Genomic DNA, 23,731 nt, shown 5'->3' on the forward strand with positions numbered 1-23,731 from the left:
TATGAAAAATAAATTTTTAACATATGCTCTTGGTTCGGCACTTCTGTTTACAGGGGTAGGCTGCCAGCGCATCATAGAAACACAAGAGCCGCAACAATCAATAGCGGCAAGTACCGCCATTAATTCGCGTAGTAGCGCTACTGCCGCGATGTTGGGTGCCTATAGTAGTTTACAATCTGCAAACTATTATGGAACACGCTATCTGTTATTACCCGAAATGCACGGGCAAGGTAATGCGAATCATTCTGGGACATTCCCCTCTTTTGGGCAATTTGCCAGACGCGCAATCTTAGATGATAACGTAGAAGTGGCCAATATGTGGGCTGCCATTTATTCAGGAATCAATCGTGTTAACCAAATCATAGATCGAGTTCCACGTATTGATGAGGCTGCATTTACAGCAGAGCAACGACAGGCATTATTGGCAGAAGCACACTTCTTGCGAGCCTTCCATTACTTTAACCTTGTACGTTATTGGGGGGGAGTACCTCTTATCACAAGACCAACCAATGCCGTTGAAGGAACTACATTGCAAGTACCCAGGTCAACTGTTAATGAAGTATATACACAGATATTAGCTGATTTGGATGTCGCACTTGCATCAGCACCAACAACATATGGAGCTACTGCTGCTACCAAAGGAAGAGCAACCCTAAGAGCAGTACAGGCTTTGAAAGCTCGTGTACACCTGTATCGCTCATCGCTAGGGATAGCCACTGAATGGGATCAAGCAATTCAGTTTGCAACATTAGCGGGTACAGGTGCTTCATTGACAACGAATTTTGTATCGTTGTTTGAAGATAAGAATACTGTTGAAGCTATTTGGGAACTACAATTTGACCCCACAAACAGTAATTCAATTGCCTTTTTCTTACTACCAACTGCTTTGGGGGGTAGAAATGAAATACAACCTAATGCAAATTTAGCCGGCGCATTCCCTGCTGGAGATGCCCGCAGAATTACGGCTGGTGCCGCTACCAATGTACGCTCACGGGTTAAATATTTCAGACCAGGTACTGGAGATGATCACGTCATTATATTTCGTTTAGCAGAGATGTTACTGACTCGTGCTGAGGCTCTGGTTGAACGTAATACAGGTACTGATTTAGCAGATGCTGTAACCTTGATCAATCAGATTCGAACTAGAGCTGGCATAGGAAATTATGCTGGTGCGGTTGATCAAGTTTCGTTGCGCAATGAAGTGTTCCTACAGCGTCGCTTAGAATTAGCCCTAGAAGGACATTACTTCTTTGATGTGGTTAGAACAGGACGTGCTGCAACTACCTTTGTTGACTGGAACCCCAATCAAGCATTGTTGCCAATACCTTTCCGTGAGTTGAATGCCAATCCAAATTTAACTCCAAACCCACGATAATAGCAAGTGAAGTTAAATTGCTTTCCAAAACCCCACTTTGGTGGGGTTTTGGTATTATATGGTAATTCGTTTCAAGTAAGCTTAACTATGATACCGAACAAACACTCTGTATAAACTAGGAATTCCCAAAGGACAATAGCATTTTGTAAGGCTTTAGCTAACCTGAGAAACCATTGCTTTAATAGAATGAAGTACTGATAAGTAAAAACAGTTTCAATTTTCTACAAATAAAAAACCAAAATACACTTATTTGTTAAAATTTAATTTCAAAAAATTGTTAAAAATATATTTGAGACAAAAAAAAAACCCTAACCTTTGTATATGTTCAAAAAACAGATTAACTAGCGTTAAGAGTCTATGTAACCCAAATGATAGCTTATATCACTATTACAAGATTCTTAATGGTTTATTCATCAGTTAATCAAAATCAGTTAAAATGAACAGAGGTTTACTATTAAGCCTGACCTTGCTGCTCTCGCTCTTATATGTAGGAGTATTTGCACAAGGCAGAACAGTAACCGGAACAGTAACCGACGAGAGCGGTGACCCAATTCCGGGTGTTACTGTAGTAGTGAAGGGAACAACCCAAGGAACTGCTACAGACATCAATGGTCGTTATTCTATCACTGTGCCTGAAAATGCTGTTTTGGTGTTTAGTGGTGTAGGATTGACCGCTCAGGAGGTTGTAGTAGGCAACCAAACCAATATCAGCCCAACAATCAACTCAGATGTGAAAACACTAGGGGAGGTTGTGGTTGTAGGTTATGGTACTCAAGAAAAGAGAGAAGTAACTGGCGCCATTACACAAATCAAAGGCGCTGACATTGCCAACCTAGCAACTACTAGTTTTGACCAGCAGTTAGCTGGCCGTGCAGCAGGTCTGACAGTTACAGTACCTTCTGGTGTATTGGGAGAGTCGCCTCGTATTCGTGTACGTGGTACCAACTCTATCACCTCAGGCTCATCTCCTTTGATTGTTATCGATGGAGTACCCATGTTTTCTGGTAACTTGAGCAACGGTACTACCGTAAACAACGCTCTTGCAGACCTCAACCCCAATGATATCGAATCATTTGAGGTATTGAAAGACGGTGCTGCAACAGCTATCTATGGTTCTCGTGCCGCCAACGGTGTACTTTTGATTACTACTAAAAGAGGTAAGGCGGGACGCTCAAAACTAACCTATGACACATGGTTTGGTTGGTCTCAAGCGGCAAACCGTTTTGATTTGCTCAACGCTGATGAGTTTGTTCAGATTCAAAACGAAAAACTTGCGGCTGCTGGTGATCCTGCATTGTTTAATGTAAGTGGAATCAATACCAATTGGCAAGACTTGATATTCCGTACAGGCTTCCAACAAAGCCACAACGTATCGTTGAGCGGAGGTACAGAGCGTACAACATACTTCTTCTCTGCTAACTGGACCAAGCAAGAGGGATTTGTGCAAAGCAATGAGTTCCAAAGAGCAGCTATCCGTGCCAATGTTGATCAAAAAGTAACCAATTGGTTGAAAGCTGGTATGAGTACCTCACTTGCAAGATCTCAAAACATTGGTCTGAACACTGGTCGTAACTCACTGAGTGGTAACATTACAAACGCTTCTCGTTTGTGGCCTAACGTATCTCCATTTGATGCAAACCACCCAACAGGCTTTAACATCGAGGCTGGTAACAGACTAGGCAGAGGTGTAAATGGTGTGCCAATCACCTTTAACTACCCCAACATTGCTTTTGTATTGGCCAACAACCTCAATAACTCAAGCTCTTATCGTTTGTTGAACAACGTATATGCAGAGGTGAATATCCCAGGTATAGAGGGGCTTACAATTCGTACCCAATATGCGACTGATATCGCTTTTGTAGACGATTTTACTTTTTGGGATTCTCGCCACGGAGATGGTTTTGGTTCAAATGGATTGGTAAGCCAAGGTGCTTCTACCTATATGCGTTGGAACTGGCAGAACACAATCAATTACTCCAAAACTTTTGCCGATGTGCATAAAATCGGTGTTATCGTTGGGGTAGAATACCAGCAAGACAAAAACAGAGCAGCAATTGCTCAAGGTCAGAACTTAACGAATGACTTTTTTGGCCGTACCAATATCGTCAGTGGTTCATTTGAAACACCTACAGTAACAGGTGGCGCTACTCAAAATGGTTTTGACTCTTACTTTGGCCGTTTGAACTATGCCCTCAAGGATCGCTACTTGTTCAACATCAGTGTTCGTAATGACGGGATATCAGCACTATTGCCCCCCAATAGAAGAGGTACATTTGTTGGTGGTTCAGTAGGATGGCGTATCTATGAGGAAGGCTTCTTCCAGAATGCATTGGGCAACATCTTCTCTGATTTTAAAATCCGTGCAAGTTATGCCCAAGTAGGTAACGTGGATATCGGTAACTTCCCTGCTGTAGGAACCTTTGGTATAGCCCAGTATGGCTCTCAACTAGGTATCAGCTACAACCGCCTTGGTAACGTAGCCAACCCTGATTTGCAATGGGAAGTAAGTAACAAGCTTGATGTTGGCGTTGAATTTGGATTGCTGAGCAATAGAGTTTCAGTAGAGTTTGACTACTACCGCAACGATATTGACAAGCTTATCCTAGCTACGCCTACTGCACCTTCTTTAGGATTACCAGATAATAGCATCAACAGAAATATCGGTGGCATTGTCAACTCAGGGATAGAGCTACACATTGCAGCCGCAGTGTTAGAAACTAATGGAGGCTTCCGATGGAATACCGACTTCAATTTCTCTACTAACAGAAATGAGATTACTGCACTCAATAACAATGAGGACATCCTCTTTACATACAACATCAACCGTGTAGGGCAGCCTATTGGTAGCATCTACGGATTTGATTTTGTAGGTGTAAACAGTGCCAATGGTAATCCTATCTATAGAAAAGCCAATGGTGATTTGGTACAGTATCACTTGACAAATGGTGTGTCAGGAAGCTACCGTGTGTTCAATCCTGCTAACCCTGCCAACATAGCAGAGGCAGCTACATTGACAGCCAATGATCGTGTGTTGTTGGGTAATCCTAACCCTACTTGGTTTGGTGGTTGGTCTAACAATTTCTCTTACAAAGGCTTCGATATGGAGATTTTCTTGCGCTTCTCAGGAGGTAACAAGATTATGAACGTTACCCGACAAGAATTGCTTTCATTGAACTTCGTAAACAATGGTCGCGAAATTCTTGAGCGCTGGACTACTCCTGGTCAACAAACCAATGTACCTAGAATGGGCTCTGGCACTGGTGCTACCAACTTCTTGTACAACAGTGGATTTGCTGACAGCCGATTTGTAGAAGCTGGAGATTTCCTACGTATTCAAAATATCGTGTTGGGATATACCCTGCCTAAGCAAATAGTAGAACGTGTTAATATGCAGCGTCTGAGACTTTATGCTCAAATGCAAAACGTACTGGTCTTCACTAAATACAAAGGGCTAGATCCTGAGTTGAACGCCAACCCTAACTCCAACAGTCAGTTTGGTATCGACTTCAACGGTAACCCGCTTCCAAGAACTATTACCTTTGGTTTGAACGCTACGTTTTAACAATTAAACACTGATAATCAATGAAAAATCATATAAGAAAAGTAAAGATAGCGCTGCTAACCCTCTCTTTTGGGGTGTTTAGTGCCTGTCAAGTAACGGACTTACAGCCGATTAACTCGATAGACCAACGCACAGCATTTAGTAACCCTTCTCTTGTAGAAGCATCTGTGGTTGGGGTATATAATGCTGCCCAGTCAGGATTTTATGACCCTCTAAACGGTACTGGCAACCAAACTAGAGGATATCCTTTTGGGGCTGCCTCCATTCAGCAGGCGGATAACCGAGGTGAAGATGTGGTAGACCAAGCAGGTTTTTTTGGTATTACATATGGCACAGCCTATGGCCCTAATACGCCTAACAATGTGAATATGTGGAATACCCTTTATTCACTCATCAACCAAGCCAATGTAGCTATTGATGGCGTTAAAGGTGCGGCAGCAAGTGGCATTATTACCGCAGCAGCAAGTATCCAATATGAAGCCGAAATGCGATTCTTGAGAGCATTGGCTTACCATGAGTTGTCGATTCATTTCTGCCGACCTTTTTCAGATAACCCAACAGCTCCCGAGGGTGGTGTGCCTTTGAGACTTACCGCAATAGTGGATGGTCAAGATGCAACGGCCGCTTCTCAAGTTCGTCGTGCAACGGTTGCTCAAGTATATGAGCAAATCTTGGCTGACTTGGATTTTGCTGAAGCTAACTTGCCTGCAACTAGAACAGGAAGTTTAAGAATAACTCGTGCCGTTAGAGGTGCAGCTATTGCCCTTAAAGTACGCGTTCGCCTACACCAAGGTGAGTGGAATGCTGTTCTGACAGAAGGCGCTAAACTAACTGGTGTTTATACCCTAACAGCTACTCCAGAGGGGCCATTTGTTAGCAATGCAGCTAACTCTGAGAGCATTTTCTCTATCGAAAACAATGCCCAAGATAACCCCGGTGTAAACGGAGCTCTACCTTCTTTCTACAACCGCTCAGGCCGAGCATTGACTGCTATCAGCCCAGGTATCTGGCGTGCGCCTTGGTGGTTGCAAAGTGATTTGCGTAGAACACAACTCACCCAACCCTTGGGTGGAACTGGCAGTAGAGCCAATCAACGCTACTCTTTCAAGTACAGAGACGTAACCAACCGTGCTGATTTTACGCCAATTATTCGTTATGCAGAAGTTATATTGTCTATGGCAGAAGCTGAAGCACGTGCTAATGGTGTAACAGCTACAGGTCTTGGATATCTGAACCAAGTGCGTAACCGTGCAGTAACTAACGCGGCTGATCAATTTACGCTTACTTCTTTTGCTACAACAGATGAGTTTATCACAGCAGTATTGCGTGAGAGAAGAATAGAGTTTTTGTGTGAAGGTCGTCGTTGGCCTGATATTCACAGACTTGCGCAAGATCCTGTACACTCAGTAGGAGGTATCCCTGCGAAGTTCTCTTCAGCACAGTCTCAAAATGGAGCGCTCTATATTGATGCAGCATTGCCTACCCCTGCATTGACAGCGATTCCTTATAGCGATTTTAGATTCTTGTGGCCTATTCCACAACAAGAAATTATCTTGAACCCTACGGTTATTAGGCAGAACCCAAATTGGGGGTAACAACCCCTTCAAAACCCCACTTAGGTGGGGTTTTTTTTATTACCTAGAAGACTATAGTATTTTAGCAACATAAATACTGAATGTGACTGTGATTTGGCTGTTTTTGTATAATTTGGGTAAAAATTTGGCCTAATACATTTTTTACCAAAGTATACGATTATGAGTTATCAGGATACTTATCAACTTTCTATCAAGGAGCCACAGCTTTTCTGGAGCCAACAGGCGGCGCAGCTGCCTTGGTATACTTATCCCAAGCAGGTGCTCACCAAAAACGAGCAGGGTTTTTATCGTTGGTTTGAAGGGGGGAAGCTCAATACCGCCTATATGGCCGTGGATTGGCACATTAAGCAGGGGCGGGGGGCGCAGCTGGCGCTAATCTATGATTCGCCCGTAACCGATACCGTCCGACGTTATACCTATCAAGACCTCGGAGAGGAGGTAGCGCGTTTGGCAGGCTTACTCCGGCAACTGGGGGTGCAAAAAGGGGACAGGGTCATCATCTACATGCCAATGATTCCTGAGGCTGCCTTTGCGATGCTTGCTTGTGCGCGACTAGGCGCCGTGCACTCAGTAGTTTTCGGAGGGTTTGCTGCCCACGAGTTGGCGCTTCGTATCGATGATGCCTTGCCCAAACTCATCCTGACGGCTTCCTGTGGGATAGAAGGAGATAAAATTATTCCTTACAAACCCTTGGTTGACAAGGCGCTGCTCGAATCTTCACACCAACCTCAGGCCGTATTGTTGTACCAACGTCCACAGTATACCGAACAGCTTGCTGCCCCTTATATCGACTGGGCTGAGGCGCTGTCGGGTGCTCCCTTGGCTGATTGTGTGCCTGTCGATGCCCACGACCCACTCTATATCCTCTATACCTCTGGTACTACGGGCAAGCCTAAAGGTATTGTCAGAGACAATGGCGGGCACGCTGTGGCGATGTATACCAGCTTGCAACACACTTACGGGATGCAGCCCGGGGAAGTGTTTTGGGCGGCTTCTGACCTAGGTTGGGCCGTGGGGCATTCATATATCGTCTATGCTCCCCTGATTTTGGGCTGTACGACAATCTTGTTTGAGGGCAAGCCTGTCAAAACACCGAATGCCGGTACGTTTTGGCGTGTCATTGACCAACACAAGGTCCAAGTCTTTTTTACAGCGCCAACGGCTTTCAGGGCTATCAAAAAAGAAGATAGTCAAGGACTTCTACACCGAACATATGATACCTCAAGCTTGCGTTACCTTTTCTTGGCTGGTGAGCGTTGTGATGTAGATACATACAATTGGGCCACGCAGCTTTTGGGCGTACCGGTGATAGACCACTGGTGGCAGACGGAGTCAGGACACCCCATGTTGGCCAACCCCATCGGTCTAGAGCCTTTGCCAATACGCCCAGGCTCTGCCGGAAAGCCCGCCTGTGGCTTCGATGTCAGGGTATTGCGTGAAGATGGGCAACCTGCCGCCCCTAACGAAGAAGGGCTGGTGGTGGTAAAGTTGCCGCTACCGCCGGGCTGCCTGCCTACACTCTGGAACGATGACACACGCTTTCAGGAGGCGTATATGAGCCGCTTCAAAGGGTTTTACTTTACCGGAGACGGTGGGTATCGTGATAAAGACGGTTATGTATTTATCACCGGAAGGGTAGATGACCTGATCAATGTAGCCGGCCACCGGCTTTCTACTGCCGAAATGGAAGAGATGGTGGCCGCTCACCCGGCGGTGGCGGAGTGTGCCGTGATTGGCATTGCAGATCCCCTCAAAGGACAACGTCCGGTGGGTTTAGTGGTATTGAAAGATGGGGTATCTATCAGTGCCACACAGTTGGAGGCCGAGTTGGTGGCCAAAGTACGCGAAGATTTGGGCGCGGTGGCTTTTTTCAAAAATGCAGCGGTAGTTAAGCGCTTGCCGAAGACCCGCTCCGGCAAAATCTTGCGGCGGGTGATGCGTAAAATTGCAGATGGTGAGCCGTTTACAATGCCTTCTACGATAGATGACCCTGTGATTTTGGAAGAAATCAAAGAGACCTTGGCAAGTCGTGGTATCGGTATAGCCTTTGAAGCAGAATAGACTTACCAAAACCGTTGCCAATGGCTGGTTTGGTGTGTATGTCGTTTTTGGACGATATTCCAGATACCGTGTTCGTCTAAGACATCTAAACGTACTGCGTCAAAGGCGTGTAAAATATAGCGAGAGGCGGTGGGCATACGTGCCTGCCATCCTTGAGGCAGGTCTTCGGGGTTACAGACGATGCCTACGTGTATGATGCGCCCATCGCTAGGGCGGGCGAAGAAGGCCAAATCAGCCGTTTGGCTAGCCTCCAAAGTGTCAATACGTAGCCCTTGTGTGGCTTGTTGATATGCGTCGCGGAGCAGCGGATGTCCAGCCAACTTCCAGATTTGCTGCGTAAACCCAGAACAGTCTATGCCTAGAGGGTGTTTGCCTCCCCAAAGGTAGGGGCTGTTCCAGTAATTCCAAGCAGCCTGCCAAGCTTCTAAAGCGCTCAGCTTGGTAGCGGTATCGTATACTTTGCCCAGCCATTGGTAAGTTTTTCCGTTAAAACTGCCGCGCCCGGTGTGGATATCAAATTCGGGCAGGTGTGCGCCTAGCGGCAACCAACTGCATAGCCCATCTTCCCAAATTAGCTGGGCGATGGGCTCGCCACTAACAATAGGTGCTTTTGTGGGTACTGATGACAGGCTGATATATTGAGATTCAGACAGATACCCCTCATAACCATCCCATTGATTACGGATATGTAGCCATCCATCTTTGTTGCCCAATACTTCATATATTTCTCCAAAGAGCAATTGGGTAACCATTTCGTATCGCTCGCCGGCATCTTGTCGGATAGCGACTACAGGCAGCCCCACAATACCATATACATTACTTGACATACTCATTTGCTATATTTTTGTTGGATAGATGGCCTTGGTTTAGCGGCGTGTTAGCTTTTGGCCTATGGCCATCAAGAGAGGTCGCTCATACCAAGCAATTAAGGCCAAAAAGACACCTATCAGTCCCCAGTGTAGCCCAAGGCTAGGCCAAAAGCTCCACCCCTGTACTGCCCAATGCCCCACGACAATCAATACCGTGGCAGCGGCAATCAAACTGAGCGCATAACCTACCTCATAAGGAATGGGATAATGCTTTTGTCCCCAGAGGTAGCACACGACCATCATCGTAGCATAAGCGACCAAGGTCGCTATGGCGGCTGCGGGATAACCCAACTGGGGAATAAGGGCAAAGTTGACCCCCACTGTTATCAGTGCGCCCAAACCTGTCAGCCAAGCACCGGCGATGGTACTGTCAGTAAGTTTGAACCAAATACTTAGATTTTGGTATACCCCCAAACACAAATTGGCTAATAACAGAAGAGGGACAATCCAAATGCCCTGGCGATAGACTTCTTGGCCTAAGAAGTACTGTAACCAGCTCAGATTGAGGCTCACTCCCACATAAATCATACAACAAGCCAACACAAAATAGCGCATTACCCGGGCAAAAGTTTGGGGTGCTTTCTTGTCGGCTGATTGGCCAAAGAAAAACGGTTCTGCCGCATAGCGGAAGGCTTGGGTAACCAAGCTCATAAAAATAGCCAGTTTGTATACTGCCGAATAAACGCCTACGGCCTCTATTGGGCTGAGGTTGGGGTAGTAGTGTGCTGGCAGCCAATACTTGAGCAAGGCCCTGTCGGATACCTCATTGACCATCCCAGCCAAGCCCATCAACATCAGTGGCCAAGCATAATGCAAAACAGGCTTTAACACCGACCCGTCCCAGTCCCAGCGGAAAGCGCTGAAAATAGGCCAAAACCATAAAATCACTGCGCCATTGGCCAATAGATTGGCCAAAAACACATAACCAATGCCTAGCTCGGGCTGGAAGAGGCGTTCTCCTAAAGGTTGTAAGGCACTACCATAAGCGCCGCCGGCCATTTGTCTACAAATAACCAAGAAAAACACGTTCAGCAACACATTCAATCCAATATTGAATACCCGCGCTGCAGCAAAGCGGCTTGCCTTTCCCTGAAGCCTCAGCTGGGCATAAGGCAAAGCCAGCAGGGTGTCTATCGACAGTATTCCGATGAGCCAGTAGAGCAGGTACGGACGGTCGGTATAGCCCAATGCGCTCGAAAGGTTAGGCGTAAGCCACCACAAAAGAGCTGAGAACAATACCGTGCTGACCAACATACAGCTCATCAATTGGTTGAAAACACGTTGTTTGCCAGCTGCGCTGGGTTGGGCTGCCGCAAAGCGGAAGAAGGCCGTTTCCATCCCATAGGTGTAGAGGATGTTGAGAAAGGCTACATAAGCATATAGCTCCGAAAAAATACCATATTCTGAAGCGCCAAAACCATAGTGTATGTGGGTATGTAAGGGCACTAGTAGGTAGTTGAGCATGCGGGCAACAATACTGCTGATGCCGTAGAGGGCTGTTTGGCCAGCCAATTTTTGGAGTAATCCCATAGTGCTGCGCTTGATGATAGTAGCGCGGCAAAGTTACACAAATTTGGATGGATTGGTATGATGGGCAGCAGCGATAGCAATGTGAAAAACATAGAGCCAAGCAGCAAAAAAGTCATCCCGAAAGCGCGGGATGACTGCTGTACTAAAGCCTTAGGTAAGGCGTAGGAGAGTCTGTTTGAGAAGAAGTCAAGGGTTGTTTAACCCCGTTTTTTGAGCCAAGCAGTATATTTCTTATCATTGATAACGTTAGCAGCAGGGAAAGCAGGCAAACCACCACAGCCTCTTCCATAGTTGGCATTGGTGAGAAAGCCTAGCTGCTTGGGACCGCTTTTGTCTAAATAAAAATGGTAATCACGCGCTACAATCTCATTATAGGGCATGTTGTCGATGTAGAATGGGCTCAGCCCTTTATTTTCTACAATGAATCCACCAAGCATCATGCCATCGACACGTACCGAGAAGCGGCTCTCATCGTAATCACAGACTTCGATGCTGACAGAACGCACCAAAACCAGCTTCCCAACATAACGGTCGCCGCCATACTCTTGGGCTACCTCGTCGCAGCAGTCGCAAAAATCCATAATATAGCCCTGTGTTTTGATTTTGGCCGCTAGTTGTTCGGCTTCGCTACGACTCATGCAGTCGTCAGGGTCTGCCCACACACTCAAAGGAAAGAGGAGTAGTAGGCTGGCGGCCAATAAGCGGCCATAGAGGGAAGTAATGTTTGTAAACATAGATTTGGAAGTAGAAATTAGAAAAGGGTTAGGAAAACGTTGTCATTACGTAGAAGACCAGCACAAAGATTTGTCTAAAGCCTTAGACTTTATGAAAGGCAGGCTTTAGTTTACAAACAGGAGATTGGTGTAATGCGCCTACTGTGAAGGCAAAGGCTGAGAGGCTTCTTTGTCTAGTTGTCGGAGATGGGCTTTACGGTTGTGGCGCAGCCGTGTTTTCCAGGTTTGCAAGGCATCCTGTTCTTCTTGATGGAGGGTTTTGATCAGCGCCAATGTTTTGCGCTGCCTTTCAGCATCAGCCCTGACGCTATTGATGCGTAAGTAATCACGGTAGCTGTGGTCTTGACTGTGGCGGATGAGTTCGTAGTAATGCTGTTGGATTTTTTGAGAGGTGTGGCCGAAGTGTTGTGCTTGTCTGATGAGCGCCGGCGCATCTTTAGGGGTAGCACCTCTGCGCTCCAATTCCCAAGCGAGCATCCCGATTAGGGCTTCCCATAAGGGATTGTCTGCCCGAAATTCAGGAATTTGCCCACTTCGGATTTGCTTGCTATATTGCTGCATTTGCACGATAGCACGGTAATGTTCCCAAGCCGATTGTTGTAGGATACGCTCCGTTTTTTGTCGCTCAGACAAACCACGTTCTAGCTGTAAGGCCAGTGCATGGCTTTGCTCTGTATAGCGTTCCATAGTTTGTTGTTGTTTTTTTTGCCAGCGTAAATGAGCCCACATAGCTTGGCTGAGCGGTTCGGGCTGTCTTTGGAAAAGCGCCACTACTTGCATAGGAGCCATACAAAATCCTATTCCTAGCCCCAAGACTATCAGCCCGACTTTGAGAATACCCGCATCGCTCAACTTAAGATAACGGGTGAGCACTTGACGGTGGCTCTCCGGAATCTGAATGGATTGCCCACTGCTATGACGCTGCGCGACTTCGTGCTGGAAGCGGCGGTAGAGGTGGTCGCCACGAAAGCGATGGCGTAAAAAAAGCCCTGCCAGAAGTATGGCCGGAAGCAGGCCAATACCCCAACCCAAGAGCAAGAGCCAGTGATACATTGCCAAAGCCGCTACCAACAAGTGTAATATGCTCCACAACAAACAGAGCCACAAACCCAAACGCAGATACCGCAGCTTGTGGCTGATACCCGAAACTTCTAACCAAGGAGTGTAGAAGAGGTTGCTACGTTCTGTTTCGTAAGCATAAAGCCAATGTACCCACTGCCATTGCTTGCGCAGCAGCTTACGAAACAAACGCCACTTGCTCTGTGCCTTAGCTTCCATGATGGGGTCTATGATTTGGGATTTACGATTTACGGATTCGTAGTTTGTCAATCGTAGTTCGTCAATCGTAACGCTGTCGCTCGGTGTATATTTTTGTAAAGTTTAGATAGCTTCAAATTTGAAGAAACGGGCGATGTATTTTGAGGGGGCAGTGGTGCGCATGCGATTATAATCGAAGCTCAACTGATTGAAACGCTTGGTTTGTGTGCGCAGTTCGTCTCCCACACGATTTATTTCTGCCTGAAAATCCTGATAAGCAGGCAGCTCTTGTATGTCATTTTGTTGGGCAGCCCATCCTTCTACGGCTTGTTGTAGTTGGGTAAATTTACCGGCCAACAATATCTTCTGAGTATTGTCTTGGGCTTTATTGATACCATCGCCCAACGACACGATGGTATTACACAGGGCTTCGTCAAGGTTGGGGTGCGCCTTGATGGCCTCAATCAGGTGTAGAAAACAGTTGTTCTTTCGTTCTGAAAGCGCCACAATGGTGTCTACCGTTTCTAGAAGGTGTTGTTGGAGGCGCAGCAAGGTATTGTAGTTTACAATAGCCACCAAAAACAAAAACCCGAAGAAGGCCAATACTAGGGGGACAAGCCCAACTAAATCAAGATAATCTTTCATAAAGTATTTTGTGCTAAAACAACCAGCTATACGTAACCAAAATTGGTTTGGTAAATGTGTGTGCTGAGAATCCTTGAGAATCAAGAAAATCAAATCCTGTAAATCCTCAAATCTTGTGAATCTTGGTATAAATTTAGGCCAAAGCTACCCAATAAACAGCCAAAAGCCAAGCTTGTTTGTATGAGCGCAGAGCTAGTCGGCTACTTTTTCGGAGGGCACATCATCTGCGGAAGGGGTGGCGGGGGTGGCGGTGTTTCCTTTGTTGTAGCGCTCACGCAGCCAGTGTTCGATAGGGGCGATACTCAGAGCCAAGATAATATTCATCACCAGCTTGAAAACAGGGATATTGCCCGAGAAATCGTCGACTGTAGGCTCCAGCAAGAGTACCAAAAACTCGAAGAAGGTAATCAGCGTTACCAAGGTAAGCACACGCGAAATGCGCGAGCCGCGTTTGACGACAAAGAAAGAAACCACCAACAAACTCAGGAAAAACAAAACCTGAAGGGCGTAGAACCACATCGTCTCCCAAAAAGGAGGCTTGATGGTAAAGTCAAAGACTTGTATGGGGCTTTCTTGGCCAAAAGTATTTTTGGCTTTGACGTGTAGCCGGTATCTGCCAGCCGGCAACATAGGGAAGCTCAAGGTGTTTTGTTCCGACCAGCCAGACCAGTCTTCTTTGGCGCGTCTGTTTTCGAGGTTTTGCAACCAGTATTGGTATTGCGTTTGACGTTCGTTTTGGAAATAGGGCGCAGCCAGCTGGAAGTGGAAGCTCATTCCCTTGGGGTCAAAATTCAGCACAAGGTTTTGGAGCGCCAGTGTTTTTTGGTCTTTGTCGCGTACTTGCCGGATATGAAGCGCAAACTGTACCTTGGGGTCAATGTTGGCGCCGGCTTCTAGGCGGTAGAGTTGATGTTGGTTGACAACCCAGAGGTTGCCCTGTGCGTCTTGGTAGAGGTTTTCTATATCATCAAAAAGCCCCAAATAGGCCAAAAACGCCGGTTTGTTTTTGTTAAGCGCCTGTAAGTTTTGCCATTGTCCATCTTTTTGGCTCCAGGTGTAGCCTTGTTGGTCGTAGATGAGATTGTTGCGTGCGTCATAATATGGGTTCCAAGAGGTATCAGGTACGAAGCCTTTTTTGCCATCAAAAACCCGTACCCCAGAAGACAAGAAGCAAACCACCTTGTTGTCAATCACACGCAAGGTAGAGTTGCTGGTATAGGTTCCTTCGAGGGTATATTCTCCAAAACCTATTGGTTTGAGTACTTCGTTGAGCTGTAGTGAGGCTACTTTGCCATCCATCCCCAGCCATAGCATATTCCCCTGCTCAGCGGCAGAATAAATCTCTTCGCGCAATGCTTTAGAGATAGGGAAGACCTCCCAGAATCCTTGCTTTTTGGTGGCGGCAAACACCCCTTTGTCTGTACAAACATAGAGCGTATTGGCAAAACTAGTCGAGGGGAACAGGTAGTTGACATTTACATCTTCCAAAAGAGCGAGGCTCTTGCCTTCTTCACCCTCGATATTGAGTAAGTAAAGCCCGGTGTTGGTGCCGACAAATACTTGATTGCCAACAGCGCTAAACTGTTTGGCCTTGGCATAGAGGTTTTGAAAAGGCTTGTAGACATACGGAATCGAATAGGTAGCATACGCCTGACGACCTTCTTGGCGCTCATAGGCCACTGTTTTCTGGGTAGTGGCTAGGGTGCGGGTGGGGCGTTCTTCAGTTTCGGTAGATTCTCGGGTGCGTATTTGGCGCTTTGCTGCTTTGCGCCCTTCGTTGGAGTGTTGATAGTTGAGGCGTAGCCCGTTGTTGCCCTTATCAGCAATAGGTTCTTGAATCTGCACCACCTTGGTTACGGTCTCGACGGTTTTGAGGTATCGGGCTTCTTTTTTGATAAAGCCCTTGACTTCGTCAAACTTCTTGACCTTGGTCAAGAAAAACACCCCTTGACTAGTGCCCACATAAAGCTGCCCGTTGGGCTGAGGCAAGACACAAGTAACATTACCATCGAGCCCCGCATAAGTAGAAAACAGCCGCAGCGGCAGGTTGAGGTCTATACGAGAAATCCCCTTTTCGTGGCACACCCACAGGCTGCCGCTTTGGTCTAGAGTTAGGGCCAATACCTCGTCGTCGGGCAGGCCGGTTTGATAGTTGATGACCTTCAAAACAGCGCCATCGGCCTTGTTGAGCATCAGGCAGCCCCCGGTCAATGTGGTAGTCAGGAAGCGGTTGTCGTCGATGTTGTAGTTAAAATTGAGCAGGTTGGCCTTGAGGTAGTCTTCGGCTTGATAGCGATAAGGGATAAGTTTGAGGCCATCAAAGACATAGTGTTGTAAGTCATCAAAGGCGAGTAAGGTTCTGACCTTGGTAAAGGGCATAGCCGAGCGGATGGCCGTATTTTTAAAACGCTCTGCGTCGTGCATGAGGGGCTGTAGTTGTTGGCCGGCTACTTTGTGAAGTCCCTTGGTGCGGATATTGAGGTAGGGTTGTTGTTCGTGAATAAAAAAGCCGGTATAGTTGATGGTCTCCTCCGACAGCAAGTTGGCTCCACGTGTGCTACTGAGCCAGTGGAATAAGTATTTTTTGCTCTTGTGTTGTACCTTAATGAGGCTTTGCTCTCCATAAAAAAACACCTCTTCTCCTAAAAAATGAATTTGCTTTAGCTTGCCAAGCTTGTCCTTAAAATCTTTGGGGATGGCCGAGCGATAGTGTTCTACACCGTTGAGGTCGCGCTCTAGGTAGCCATAATCATCTTTACAGCCCACATATATCGTACCGTCGCTGGGGTGTTTGGCCAAGGCATAGGGGGTGCTGAGTGTTTCGATAATCTGCCAAAAAACACCATCATATACCAAAATACCCTTGGTATTAGCAAAATAAAGATAGCCATTGTTTCCTTGAACAACGGCCAAGTTTTTATTATCGAGGTTATTGAGTGGAATTTCGTAATTTTGTAAGAAGTAATCCCCGTCTTGGGCTTGTATGGGCAGTGCCACAGAGACAACCAAGCCAAAGGCTATAAAGAGGATACAGACGATATATCGAAGCATAAATAGGGGGGTAGTCGAAATGTGAAGAAGTGTCGGTGATGTGCAATGCAGCATCAAAATCAATGCCTAAACCCTAACACTTTACGTAAAATGGCGCAACAAAAATTTTATGTCGTATGGAAAGGGCGCAAGCCCGGTGTGTATAGCTCTTGGCCTAGTTGTGAAGCGCAAATCAAAGCCTTTAATGGTGCGAGTTATAAATCTTTCGCCACCCGCAGTGAGGCCGACGCGGCCTTCAAGGCTGGACCTCGATACAGCCCCAAAGCCAAGGCTGCCAAAAGCAGCAACCCACCTATCCTCAACAGCCTCTCGGTAGATGCGGCTTGTAGTGGCAACCCCGGGCTGATGGAGTACCAAGGAGTACATACCCAGACAGGGGAGCAATGGTTTCACCAAGGCCCTTTCCCAGTAGGCACCAATAATATCGGCGAGTTTTTGGCCATCGTACACGGCCTTGCACTACTCCAAAAACAAGGACTGGACCTACCTATCTATACTGACTCGCAAACAGCGTTGGCCTGGATTCGTAACAAGAAAATCAAAACAACCTTAGACCGTAACGCCCAAACAGAAGGACTCTTTGCCTTGGTAGACCGCGCCATCGATTGGCTACACCACCACCACTACCGAACCCCCATACTCAAATGGGAAACAGAAAGCTGGGGCGAAATTCCGGCAGATTTCGGTCGAAAATCCTAAAGTTTTGCGCAAAAAGTGCTACTTTGCTTTCCCATTGGTTAGGCCACATCATAAGGCCTAATTCCCACAACACCATTGATATTCTAGCATTCAATTATGAGATACAAGCGCCCCGACAATCAACTTTTTGTCAAAAATCGCCAAAAACTGGCCACATTACTCCAGCCCAAATCCCTTGCTGTATTACACGCCAACGACATTATGCCGACCAATGCCGACGGCACAATGCCTTTCATACAAAACAGCGATATTTTTTATCTTTCCGGCGTAGACCAAGAGGAGAGCATCCTCGTGATTTTCCCAGATGCCCCCGAGGCCAAACACCGCGAAATACTGTTCTTGCGCGAAACCAATGAACATATCGCTATTTGGGAAGGAGCCAAGCTCGATAAAACACAGGCTACAGAGGTATCGGGTATCAAAACTGTATACTGGCTACACGAATTTGAAACCATTTTCCATAAACTCATGTCGCAGTGTGACTATGTATACCTTAATAGCAATGAGCATAATCGCGCCGAGGTAGTGGTCGAAACACGTGATGCACGCTTTATCCGTAGCTGCCAAATGAAGTACCCGCTACATAAGTATGAGCGACTAACCCCCCTATTGACACACCTGAGGGCCATCAAAGAGCCAGAAGAGGTAGCGCTCTTACAAGAAGCCTGTAATATTACCGAAAAAGGGTTCCGCCGCATCCTGAATTTTGTCAAACCAGGGGTGCATGAATATGAAATCGAAGCCGAATATGTGCACGAGTTCATCCGAAACCGTTCCAGAGGCTTTGCCTATACCCCCATTATTGCTTCGGGAGCCAATGCATGTATCTTGCATTATGTCGAAAACAACGCTGCCTGCCAAGCAGGAGACTTGCTACTGATGGATGTGGGCGCTGAGTATGCCAATTATAACGCCGATATGACACGGACAATCCCCGTCAGCGGGCGCTTTACCCCCCGCCAAAAGGCAGTGTACAACGCTGTGTTGAATGTATATAATTTCGCCAAGGAGTTACTCAAGCCCGGCACGCTCATCCTCGATGAGTATCACAAGGCTGTAGGCGAAACAATGGAACGCGAGCTTGTAGGGCTAAACCTACTCAGTATGCACGATATCCGTACCCAAAATCCTGATATGCCGGCATACAAAAAATATTTTATGCACGGGACTTCGCACCACCTCGGCCTTGCTGTACACGATGTGGGCGATTGGTTTAGGCCTTTTACTGCCGGGATGGTCTTCACCTGTGAGCCGGGAATCTATATCCCCGAAGAAAACTTGGGCATCCGCCTCGAAAACGATATTCTCCTTACCACTGAGGGCAATATCAATCTCATGGCCAATATCCCCATCGAGGCCGAAGAAATCGAGGAACTGATGAATGCTTAAGGCAACAAAACCTTACCCCCTAACCCATCACCGTGTGCCGATTATCATACGGCGATGGGTTGGATAATCTCACCAAATCACCAAGCTTAACCCCAAGAACCTGTCTACCCTCTTTGCGGATATGAATAAAACCCTGCTACTTGTTTTATTGAGCCTAAGCTGTAGTCTAGGCTTGCTTCAAGCCCAACATCAAGCCTCGACTGAGGAACGCCGCGCCATCCAAGAACTAATCGACCAGCTCTTTGAGGCAATGCACAGCCGTGATACAGCTGCCCTAAAAACAGTATTCTACCCATCGGCCCTAATGCAGAGCATCAATGCCGAAGCCACACTCAGCCCAATACAAAACTATGAGGCTTTTGTAAACAATATCGCCGCTGTTCCCAAAAGTACCAAAATAGAAGAACGCCTGATGGGCTACAGTATTTGGGTAGATGGCTCCATGGCGACTGCTTGGACTCCCTACGAGTTTTATGTCAATGATACTTTTTCGCACTGTGGAGTCAATGCATTTCAACTCCTACACACAGCCCAGGGCTGGAAAATTATTTATATCGTAGACACACGCCGCCCGAAAGATTGTTCTCAATAAATTTTAGGTACAATAATTGACACTTGATACGACTACAGACACTTGAAATGTAAAACATTCGTTATATTTGGCCAGTGTTTCGCGCCTCTTTTGCGCGGGCTTCAACATTGTGTACAGTTCATTTTCTCGGTCTCGAAGGCAATCTCCCCATGGATAGCATCTATACATATTACCAACACTTGAAGCAAGCGCGTATGATTGTGTCTTATACTGGCGCTGTCGATGGTGAGCTGATTGATTTGCTAATCCAACTAAGCGAGCATAGGCTCAGTAACACCGCCATCAAAAAATCGACCCGCAAAAAGGTAATCAATATCCTGGTCGAAAGTTTGCAAAATATCTATCACTACACCCAAGCCTATCAAACGCTACCCGAAGTGTATGATTCGCCCTTTGTAGTGTTACAAGAGGCCGATGACGAGATTTGGCTACACGTAGGCAATTATGTAGACCAAGACAGGGCGATCTTTCTGGCTGCTAAGCTCGCCGAGATAGAGGTAATGAGCACCGATGAGCTTCAGGCGTATTATGTCAACCGCTTGGCTTCGCTCAGCCCCCCACCCGACGGAGAGGGAGGCGCAGGTCTAGGCCTGATAGAAATAGCCCGCAAATCGGCCAAAAGAATGCACTTCGCCCTCGAAAATACAGATAGCGAATATAAGTGTTTTACCCAATCTATCGCCATACAATTGTAGCAAGTCTGAGACCTAAAAAAACCGGAATTATGGACAATATTCACATAAAAGCTACTTCTAAAACCCCAGCTGTTAACTTTGATTATGCCAAAGGTTTGCTCGAAATCAGCGGGCGGTCTATCCCCGAAAACTCGTATCAATTTTACGACCAACTACTTTCTTGGCTAGACCATTACGCAACCAAGCCCCAAGAAGCTACTACGCTGATTTTTAAGCTCGACTATTTCAACACGGCCTCTTCTATGTATATCTTGGGTATCTTGAAACGGGTAGAAAAAATACACCTCGAAAGCAAAAAGGAGGTTAAAGTACAATGGTTTTTTGAAACGGATGACGAGGATATGCTCCAAACCGGCGAAGACCTGCGCCAAGTCGTCAGTATCCCTATCGAAACCATAGAAGTAGACGCTGACGAGCTTTAGGCTGTACGAGCTTAGTGAGTAGGCTGTTTGTAGAGTCTAATGCCAAACATTTTTAGCTCCGGAACAAGGTCTTGGCGCATATACTGCTTCAGGCGCAAGGTATACTGCCCAGCTGCTGGAAAGCGCAGCTCATCCAAAGCCTGCATATCTTGGCGATAAACATCCCTAAACCATTGCTTCTGCCCATAAGGCTCCCCTGTTTTGGGGTGCATAAAGGTAATGTTCTGAAGCTGGGTGTCCAATACAGCTGCCGTAGGGTTGTAGCTCAAATAATAGGTTACATACAGGTTGTAATAAGGATAAGCCGAGGTGTTTTCCATCAAATAGTCTAAACCATAAGTAGCAGAAGTATCCTGTATCTCAAAACTATAGCTCAACAGAGAGTCGATATGCCAACCTTGCTGTGGTAGTGGCTTGGTTTGCTCATATACCACCACGACCTCCGGCTGACAAGAGGACAACAACAGCCCTGATACCACTGAAAATGCAAGCAGAAAAGCTTGTGGAAAAAGATGCTTCATAGGGTTTTGGCTCAAATACACACATTCATAGCAAAGCTCCAAAGCTACACAAAACCCTTTAATAATCACAATAATCTTCAGAGATGGAATGTGGTAATTAGCAACGTAGTTGCGACACATCACGTCGGTAGAATTATTAATCTGATAGTTTCAGTCGTTTGACCAGTGGGCTGATGGTTAGTCCTTGCACAACAATAGAGAAAATCACGATGATATAGGTCATACACACGATCATATCCCGAGGGGGCATCTGAGAGGTGAGCGAGAGCGCCAGTGCGATAGAGATACCCCCTCGTACCCCGCCCCAAGTCATCAGGGTGATGGTGTTTGGAATAAAATCGCGGGTTTGTTGCAAGAGTTTGATGGGTACACCTATAGCTACCCAGCGGGCAAACAACATGACCCCAATGCCAATCAAGCCGCCTGCAAAATAGGCAGGTTCGAAGTGGATAATCAAAACTTCGAGACCGATAAAAACGAATAGCAAGGCGTTGAGTACCTCATCGACCATCTCCCAGAACTTATCGACATACTCTCTTGTCGTATCAGACATGGCCAAGATACGCCCCCGGTCGCTCATCATCAAGCCCGTAACCACTACGGCCAGCGGGCCGGAGAAGTGTAGTAGCGCCGCCAATGAGTATCCGCCCGTTACCATGGCCAGTGTGATGAGCACTTCGACGACGTAGGCATCAATCGTTTTGAGCATTCGATAGCCCAACCAGCCTACAGCCAAGCCCAAGGCAATCCCTCCGCCGGCTTCTTGGACAAACAGTGTCGCAATTTCGCCAAAATTCACTATATCATCGCCCTTACGGACGATATTGAAAATACTCAAAAACACTACTACCGCTACTCCATCATTAAAAAGGGACTCGCCCGCAATCTTTACTTCCAAATCCTTGGGAACATTGGCTTTCTTGAGTATCCCCAACACTGCAATGGGGTCAGTGGGTGTAATGAGTGCGCCAAACAGCAAGCAATACATATACGACATCGGCAGCCCTACCAAGGGCAATAAAAAAAACATCGCCGTACCGATAATAAAGGTAGAAATCACCACCCCAATAGAGGCAAAAATCATAATCGGCAGCCGTTGTTTGGCCAAGGTTTGAATGTCTACGTGGAGCGCGCCGGCAAAAAGCAAAAAGCTCAACATAATATCCATCAATACTTCTTCAAACTTGGCTTTGGCAATAAAATCCTCCACCATTTGCTCATACTCGGGCATATATTGCCCCAAAAAAATAACCCCCAAAGAGGCAGCTAAGGCAATCAGCATAATACCGATGGTGTCGGGTAGCTTGAGGTACCGCTGGTTGAGGTAGCCAAAAAAGGCAGATAATACAATCAGAATTGTAAAGGCTTTGAATAATTCCATGGGTTTCAGCGAATATTGGTGTAGTTAGCCCTTTTGGTGGAGCAGGATTTGATGAAGCTTGAAGTTTGCGAGGCTAAATAGCCAAAATCCCCTCAGATTTCCAAAACCTAAGGGGATTAGTTGTGAGCTGGTATGCCACAATTGTGTCTACGAGAGGGTGTTATGTTATAGTTATACCCCATCAAAATTGGCTGGGGAATGTGTCCGCTGAAAACCCTTGAGAATCAAGAAAATCAAATCCTGTGAATCCTCAAATCTTATCAATCTTGGTGTATTTTTACAATGGAAAGCCCATACTGCGCAGATTTCGCTCGTAAAGTTTGTAGAGCAAGTGTAGGGAGGAGAGGTGCGTTTGCAGCGCTAGGTCGAGCAGGTAGATGCCCGTAGTGGGGCGTGAAGCCTTACTTTTGCTCATCAGGCTTAGGATTAACTCGTCAACGCTGCGGCCTTCGCGTTCGGCCAGCTCGTGCAACATCTCCACCAGAGCTTCTTCGGAGGGGATTTCGGTTTGGGCAAGTGTGGTTGCCGTATTTTTGGCGCTGACTTTCTCTACATCGACCAATTGGCTGGGCTGCTGCTGCAAAAAATCGGCGGCTTTCTCTGGCTTCGTTGACTCTTTAGCGCCTTGGGTCTCTTTCAAAAAGCTGCTCAGCTCACTCAGGGTAGGTTTGCGTTTGATAGCCATAACTCTTATGATTGGGTATATTGAACGATTTCTTTCGTAATGTGCAGGTATTCTTTTTCGGGCATAATGGTACTGAACTGCGCATAGATATTTTTCTGAGGCACAAACTGCTCGGGCAGAATTACCCGCAGGTCTTCGAGTTGTTTATGGATGCCTACCACACTCGTGCGGCTGTGAAGTCGGTTGGGCAATACAACCAACTTCAGCTTGGGGTTGAGCTGTTGGGCGGGGCGCAGGTCTTCGATGGTTTGGTAGGTAACCAACAGGTCGTTTTGGGAGAGGCTCGTAGGCACGATGACCATATCGCTCTTGATGGCCAATTGTTTGATATACTCATCAGTGGTTTTGCCGGCGCTGTCAATGACGAAGTAGTCTGGGTTTTCGCGCTTTTGCAATACCTCGATATCTTCCAATACGCCGGCATCGTCGGAGCCGATGATTTTGAATACCGAATCGGGTTTGGCCGACGATTGGTGCAGTTCCATCTGGCGCAAGGTACTCAGGGTGTAGTTGGTGTCGGTCTCTATCAAGACAACCTTGTAACCCAAGCTATGCAGCACCGTACTGATGTTGATGGCATTGGTGGTTTTGCCCGTGCCTCCTTTGCGGCTGATAAAAGAAATGATATAAGCCATGATTTTGGTTTAGATAGGTTTACCAAACATACA

General features: G+C 46.7%; 19 protein-coding genes. 9 read left to right on the forward strand and 10 right to left on the reverse strand.

Going from position 1 to position 23,731, the window contains the following annotated elements:
• The first annotated feature begins 1 nt into the window (after nt 1).
• From G499_RS0110495 to G499_RS0110510, 4 genes are all read left to right on the forward strand, one after another.
• Nucleotides 2–1,375 carry a RagB/SusD family nutrient uptake outer membrane protein gene (locus G499_RS0110495; protein ID WP_026999906.1) on the forward strand — a complete coding sequence of 458 codons (1,374 nt, stop codon included), beginning with the start codon at nt 2–4 and terminating at the stop codon, nt 1,373–1,375.
• Nucleotides 1,376–1,811: 436 nt separating this feature from the next.
• Nucleotides 1,812–4,937, forward strand: a complete 3,126-nt coding sequence (locus G499_RS0110500) for a SusC/RagA family TonB-linked outer membrane protein (protein ID WP_026999907.1) — start codon at nt 1,812–1,814, stop codon at nt 4,935–4,937.
• Between the two features lie 20 nt (nt 4,938–4,957).
• On the forward strand, nt 4,958–6,532 hold the full coding sequence (locus G499_RS0110505; RefSeq protein WP_035727254.1) for a RagB/SusD family nutrient uptake outer membrane protein: 1,575 nt from the start codon (nt 4,958–4,960) through the stop codon (nt 6,530–6,532).
• A gap of 159 nt (nt 6,533–6,691) precedes the next feature.
• The gene (locus tag G499_RS0110510; protein ID WP_026999909.1) at nt 6,692–8,593 is read left to right on the forward strand and encodes a propionyl-CoA synthetase; all 1,902 of its coding nucleotides are present in this window, start codon (nt 6,692–6,694) and stop codon (nt 8,591–8,593) included.
• Between the two features lie 2 nt (nt 8,594–8,595).
• Here the strand turns inward: G499_RS0110510 and G499_RS0110515 are convergent, their stop codons facing one another.
• The 6 genes from G499_RS0110515 to G499_RS0110540 all read right to left on the reverse strand — a co-directional run bounded on the left by G499_RS0110515 (nt 8,596) and on the right by G499_RS0110540 (nt 16,679).
• On the reverse strand, nt 8,596–9,420 hold the full coding sequence (locus G499_RS0110515; RefSeq protein WP_026999910.1) for a C40 family peptidase: 825 nt from the start codon (nt 9,418–9,420) through the stop codon (nt 8,596–8,598).
• Nucleotides 9,421–9,459: 39 nt separating this feature from the next.
• Entirely contained in the window at nt 9,460–10,992 is a 1,533-nt protein-coding gene (locus tag G499_RS0110520; RefSeq protein WP_026999911.1) for a polysaccharide biosynthesis C-terminal domain-containing protein, read from the reverse strand.
• A 197-nt stretch (nt 10,993–11,189) separates the two neighbouring features.
• Complete coding sequence (locus tag G499_RS21165) at nt 11,190–11,726, reverse strand: hypothetical protein (RefSeq protein ID WP_026999912.1); 537 nt, start codon at nt 11,724–11,726, stop codon at nt 11,190–11,192.
• A 138-nt stretch (nt 11,727–11,864) separates the two neighbouring features.
• Entirely contained in the window at nt 11,865–13,004 is a 1,140-nt protein-coding gene (locus tag G499_RS0110530; protein ID WP_026999913.1) for a hypothetical protein, read from the reverse strand.
• Nucleotides 13,005–13,106: 102 nt separating this feature from the next.
• Nucleotides 13,107–13,628 (reverse strand): LemA family protein, encoded by a 522-nt coding sequence (locus G499_RS0110535; RefSeq protein ID WP_026999914.1) that lies wholly within the window; start codon nt 13,626–13,628, stop codon nt 13,107–13,109.
• 192 nt (nt 13,629–13,820) lie between these two features.
• Complete coding sequence (locus G499_RS0110540) at nt 13,821–16,679, reverse strand: triple tyrosine motif-containing protein (RefSeq protein ID WP_026999915.1); 2,859 nt, start codon at nt 16,677–16,679, stop codon at nt 13,821–13,823.
• A 90-nt stretch (nt 16,680–16,769) separates the two neighbouring features.
• On the opposite strand from G499_RS0110540, the gene G499_RS0110545 reads away from it, so the two are divergent.
• The 5 genes from G499_RS0110545 to G499_RS0110565 all read left to right on the forward strand — a co-directional run bounded on the left by G499_RS0110545 (nt 16,770) and on the right by G499_RS0110565 (nt 20,476).
• A complete protein-coding gene (locus G499_RS0110545) occupies nt 16,770–17,378 on the forward strand; it encodes a ribonuclease H1 domain-containing protein (RefSeq protein WP_026999916.1) in 609 nt (202 codons plus the stop codon).
• Nucleotides 17,379–17,474: 96 nt separating this feature from the next.
• Nucleotides 17,475–18,767 carry an aminopeptidase P N-terminal domain-containing protein gene (locus G499_RS0110550; RefSeq protein ID WP_026999917.1) on the forward strand — a complete coding sequence of 431 codons (1,293 nt, stop codon included), beginning with the start codon at nt 17,475–17,477 and terminating at the stop codon, nt 18,765–18,767.
• A 121-nt stretch (nt 18,768–18,888) separates the two neighbouring features.
• Nucleotides 18,889–19,359 (forward strand): nuclear transport factor 2 family protein, encoded by a 471-nt coding sequence (locus G499_RS0110555; RefSeq protein WP_051296164.1) that lies wholly within the window; start codon nt 18,889–18,891, stop codon nt 19,357–19,359.
• 149 nt (nt 19,360–19,508) lie between these two features.
• On the forward strand, nt 19,509–20,054 hold the full coding sequence (locus G499_RS0110560; protein ID WP_026999919.1) for a SiaB family protein kinase: 546 nt from the start codon (nt 19,509–19,511) through the stop codon (nt 20,052–20,054).
• A 29-nt stretch (nt 20,055–20,083) separates the two neighbouring features.
• Complete coding sequence (locus tag G499_RS0110565; RefSeq protein WP_026999920.1) at nt 20,084–20,476, forward strand: DUF1987 domain-containing protein; 393 nt, start codon at nt 20,084–20,086, stop codon at nt 20,474–20,476.
• A gap of 11 nt (nt 20,477–20,487) precedes the next feature.
• Here G499_RS0110565 and G499_RS0110570 read toward each other — a convergent pair whose 3' ends face one another.
• The 4 genes from G499_RS0110570 to G499_RS0110585 all read right to left on the reverse strand — a co-directional run bounded on the left by G499_RS0110570 (nt 20,488) and on the right by G499_RS0110585 (nt 23,698).
• The gene (locus tag G499_RS0110570; RefSeq protein ID WP_026999921.1) at nt 20,488–20,997 is read right to left on the reverse strand and encodes a gliding motility lipoprotein GldH; all 510 of its coding nucleotides are present in this window, start codon (nt 20,995–20,997) and stop codon (nt 20,488–20,490) included.
• Between the two features lie 136 nt (nt 20,998–21,133).
• Nucleotides 21,134–22,378 (reverse strand): cation:proton antiporter, encoded by a 1,245-nt coding sequence (locus G499_RS0110575; protein ID WP_026999922.1) that lies wholly within the window; start codon nt 22,376–22,378, stop codon nt 21,134–21,136.
• A gap of 277 nt (nt 22,379–22,655) precedes the next feature.
• A complete protein-coding gene (locus tag G499_RS0110580) occupies nt 22,656–23,063 on the reverse strand; it encodes a hypothetical protein (RefSeq protein ID WP_026999923.1) in 408 nt (135 codons plus the stop codon).
• 5 nt (nt 23,064–23,068) lie between these two features.
• Nucleotides 23,069–23,698 carry a ParA family protein gene (locus G499_RS0110585; protein WP_026999924.1) on the reverse strand — a complete coding sequence of 210 codons (630 nt, stop codon included), beginning with the start codon at nt 23,696–23,698 and terminating at the stop codon, nt 23,069–23,071.
• Nucleotides 23,699–23,731 lie beyond the last annotated feature (33 nt).

The sequence above is a fragment of the Eisenibacter elegans DSM 3317 genome (genome assembly GCF_000430505.1).
Taxonomy (GTDB): Bacteria; Bacteroidota; Bacteroidia; order Cytophagales; family Microscillaceae; genus Eisenibacter; species Eisenibacter elegans.

Excerpts from the sequence above, each read along its gene's own strand:
- G499_RS0110530 (WP_026999913.1), bottom strand. The coding sequence starts at position 13,004 with ATGGAAGCTAAGGCACAGAGCAAGTGGCGTTTGTTTCGTAAGCTGCTG.
- G499_RS0110505 (WP_035727254.1), top strand. The coding sequence starts at position 4,958 with ATGAAAAATCATATAAGAAAAGTAAAGATAGCGCTGCTAACCCTCTCT.
- G499_RS0110580 (WP_026999923.1), bottom strand. The coding sequence starts at position 23,063 with ATGGCTATCAAACGCAAACCTACCCTGAGTGAGCTGAGCAGCTTTTTG.
- G499_RS0110535 (WP_026999914.1), bottom strand. The coding sequence starts at position 13,628 with ATGAAAGATTATCTTGATTTAGTTGGGCTTGTCCCCCTAGTATTGGCC.
- G499_RS0110585 (WP_026999924.1), bottom strand. The coding sequence starts at position 23,698 with ATGGCTTATATCATTTCTTTTATCAGCCGCAAAGGAGGCACGGGCAAA.
- G499_RS0110575 (WP_026999922.1), bottom strand. The coding sequence starts at position 22,378 with ATGGAATTATTCAAAGCCTTTACAATTCTGATTGTATTATCTGCCTTT.
- G499_RS0110545 (WP_026999916.1), top strand. The coding sequence starts at position 16,770 with ATGGCGCAACAAAAATTTTATGTCGTATGGAAAGGGCGCAAGCCCGGT.
- G499_RS0110550 (WP_026999917.1), top strand. The coding sequence starts at position 17,475 with ATGAGATACAAGCGCCCCGACAATCAACTTTTTGTCAAAAATCGCCAA.
- G499_RS0110555 (WP_051296164.1), top strand. The coding sequence starts at position 18,889 with ATGAATAAAACCCTGCTACTTGTTTTATTGAGCCTAAGCTGTAGTCTA.
- G499_RS0110570 (WP_026999921.1), bottom strand. The coding sequence starts at position 20,997 with ATGAAGCATCTTTTTCCACAAGCTTTTCTGCTTGCATTTTCAGTGGTA.
- G499_RS21165 (WP_026999912.1), bottom strand. The coding sequence starts at position 11,726 with ATGTTTACAAACATTACTTCCCTCTATGGCCGCTTATTGGCCGCCAGC.
- G499_RS0110560 (WP_026999919.1), top strand. The coding sequence starts at position 19,509 with ATGGATAGCATCTATACATATTACCAACACTTGAAGCAAGCGCGTATG.
- G499_RS0110500 (WP_026999907.1), top strand. The coding sequence starts at position 1,812 with ATGAACAGAGGTTTACTATTAAGCCTGACCTTGCTGCTCTCGCTCTTA.
- G499_RS0110510 (WP_026999909.1), top strand. The coding sequence starts at position 6,692 with ATGAGTTATCAGGATACTTATCAACTTTCTATCAAGGAGCCACAGCTT.
- G499_RS0110540 (WP_026999915.1), bottom strand. The coding sequence starts at position 16,679 with ATGCTTCGATATATCGTCTGTATCCTCTTTATAGCCTTTGGCTTGGTT.
- G499_RS0110565 (WP_026999920.1), top strand. The coding sequence starts at position 20,084 with ATGGACAATATTCACATAAAAGCTACTTCTAAAACCCCAGCTGTTAAC.
- G499_RS0110495 (WP_026999906.1), top strand. The coding sequence starts at position 2 with ATGAAAAATAAATTTTTAACATATGCTCTTGGTTCGGCACTTCTGTTT.
- G499_RS0110520 (WP_026999911.1), bottom strand. The coding sequence starts at position 10,992 with ATGGGATTACTCCAAAAATTGGCTGGCCAAACAGCCCTCTACGGCATC.
- G499_RS0110515 (WP_026999910.1), bottom strand. The coding sequence starts at position 9,420 with ATGTCAAGTAATGTATATGGTATTGTGGGGCTGCCTGTAGTCGCTATC.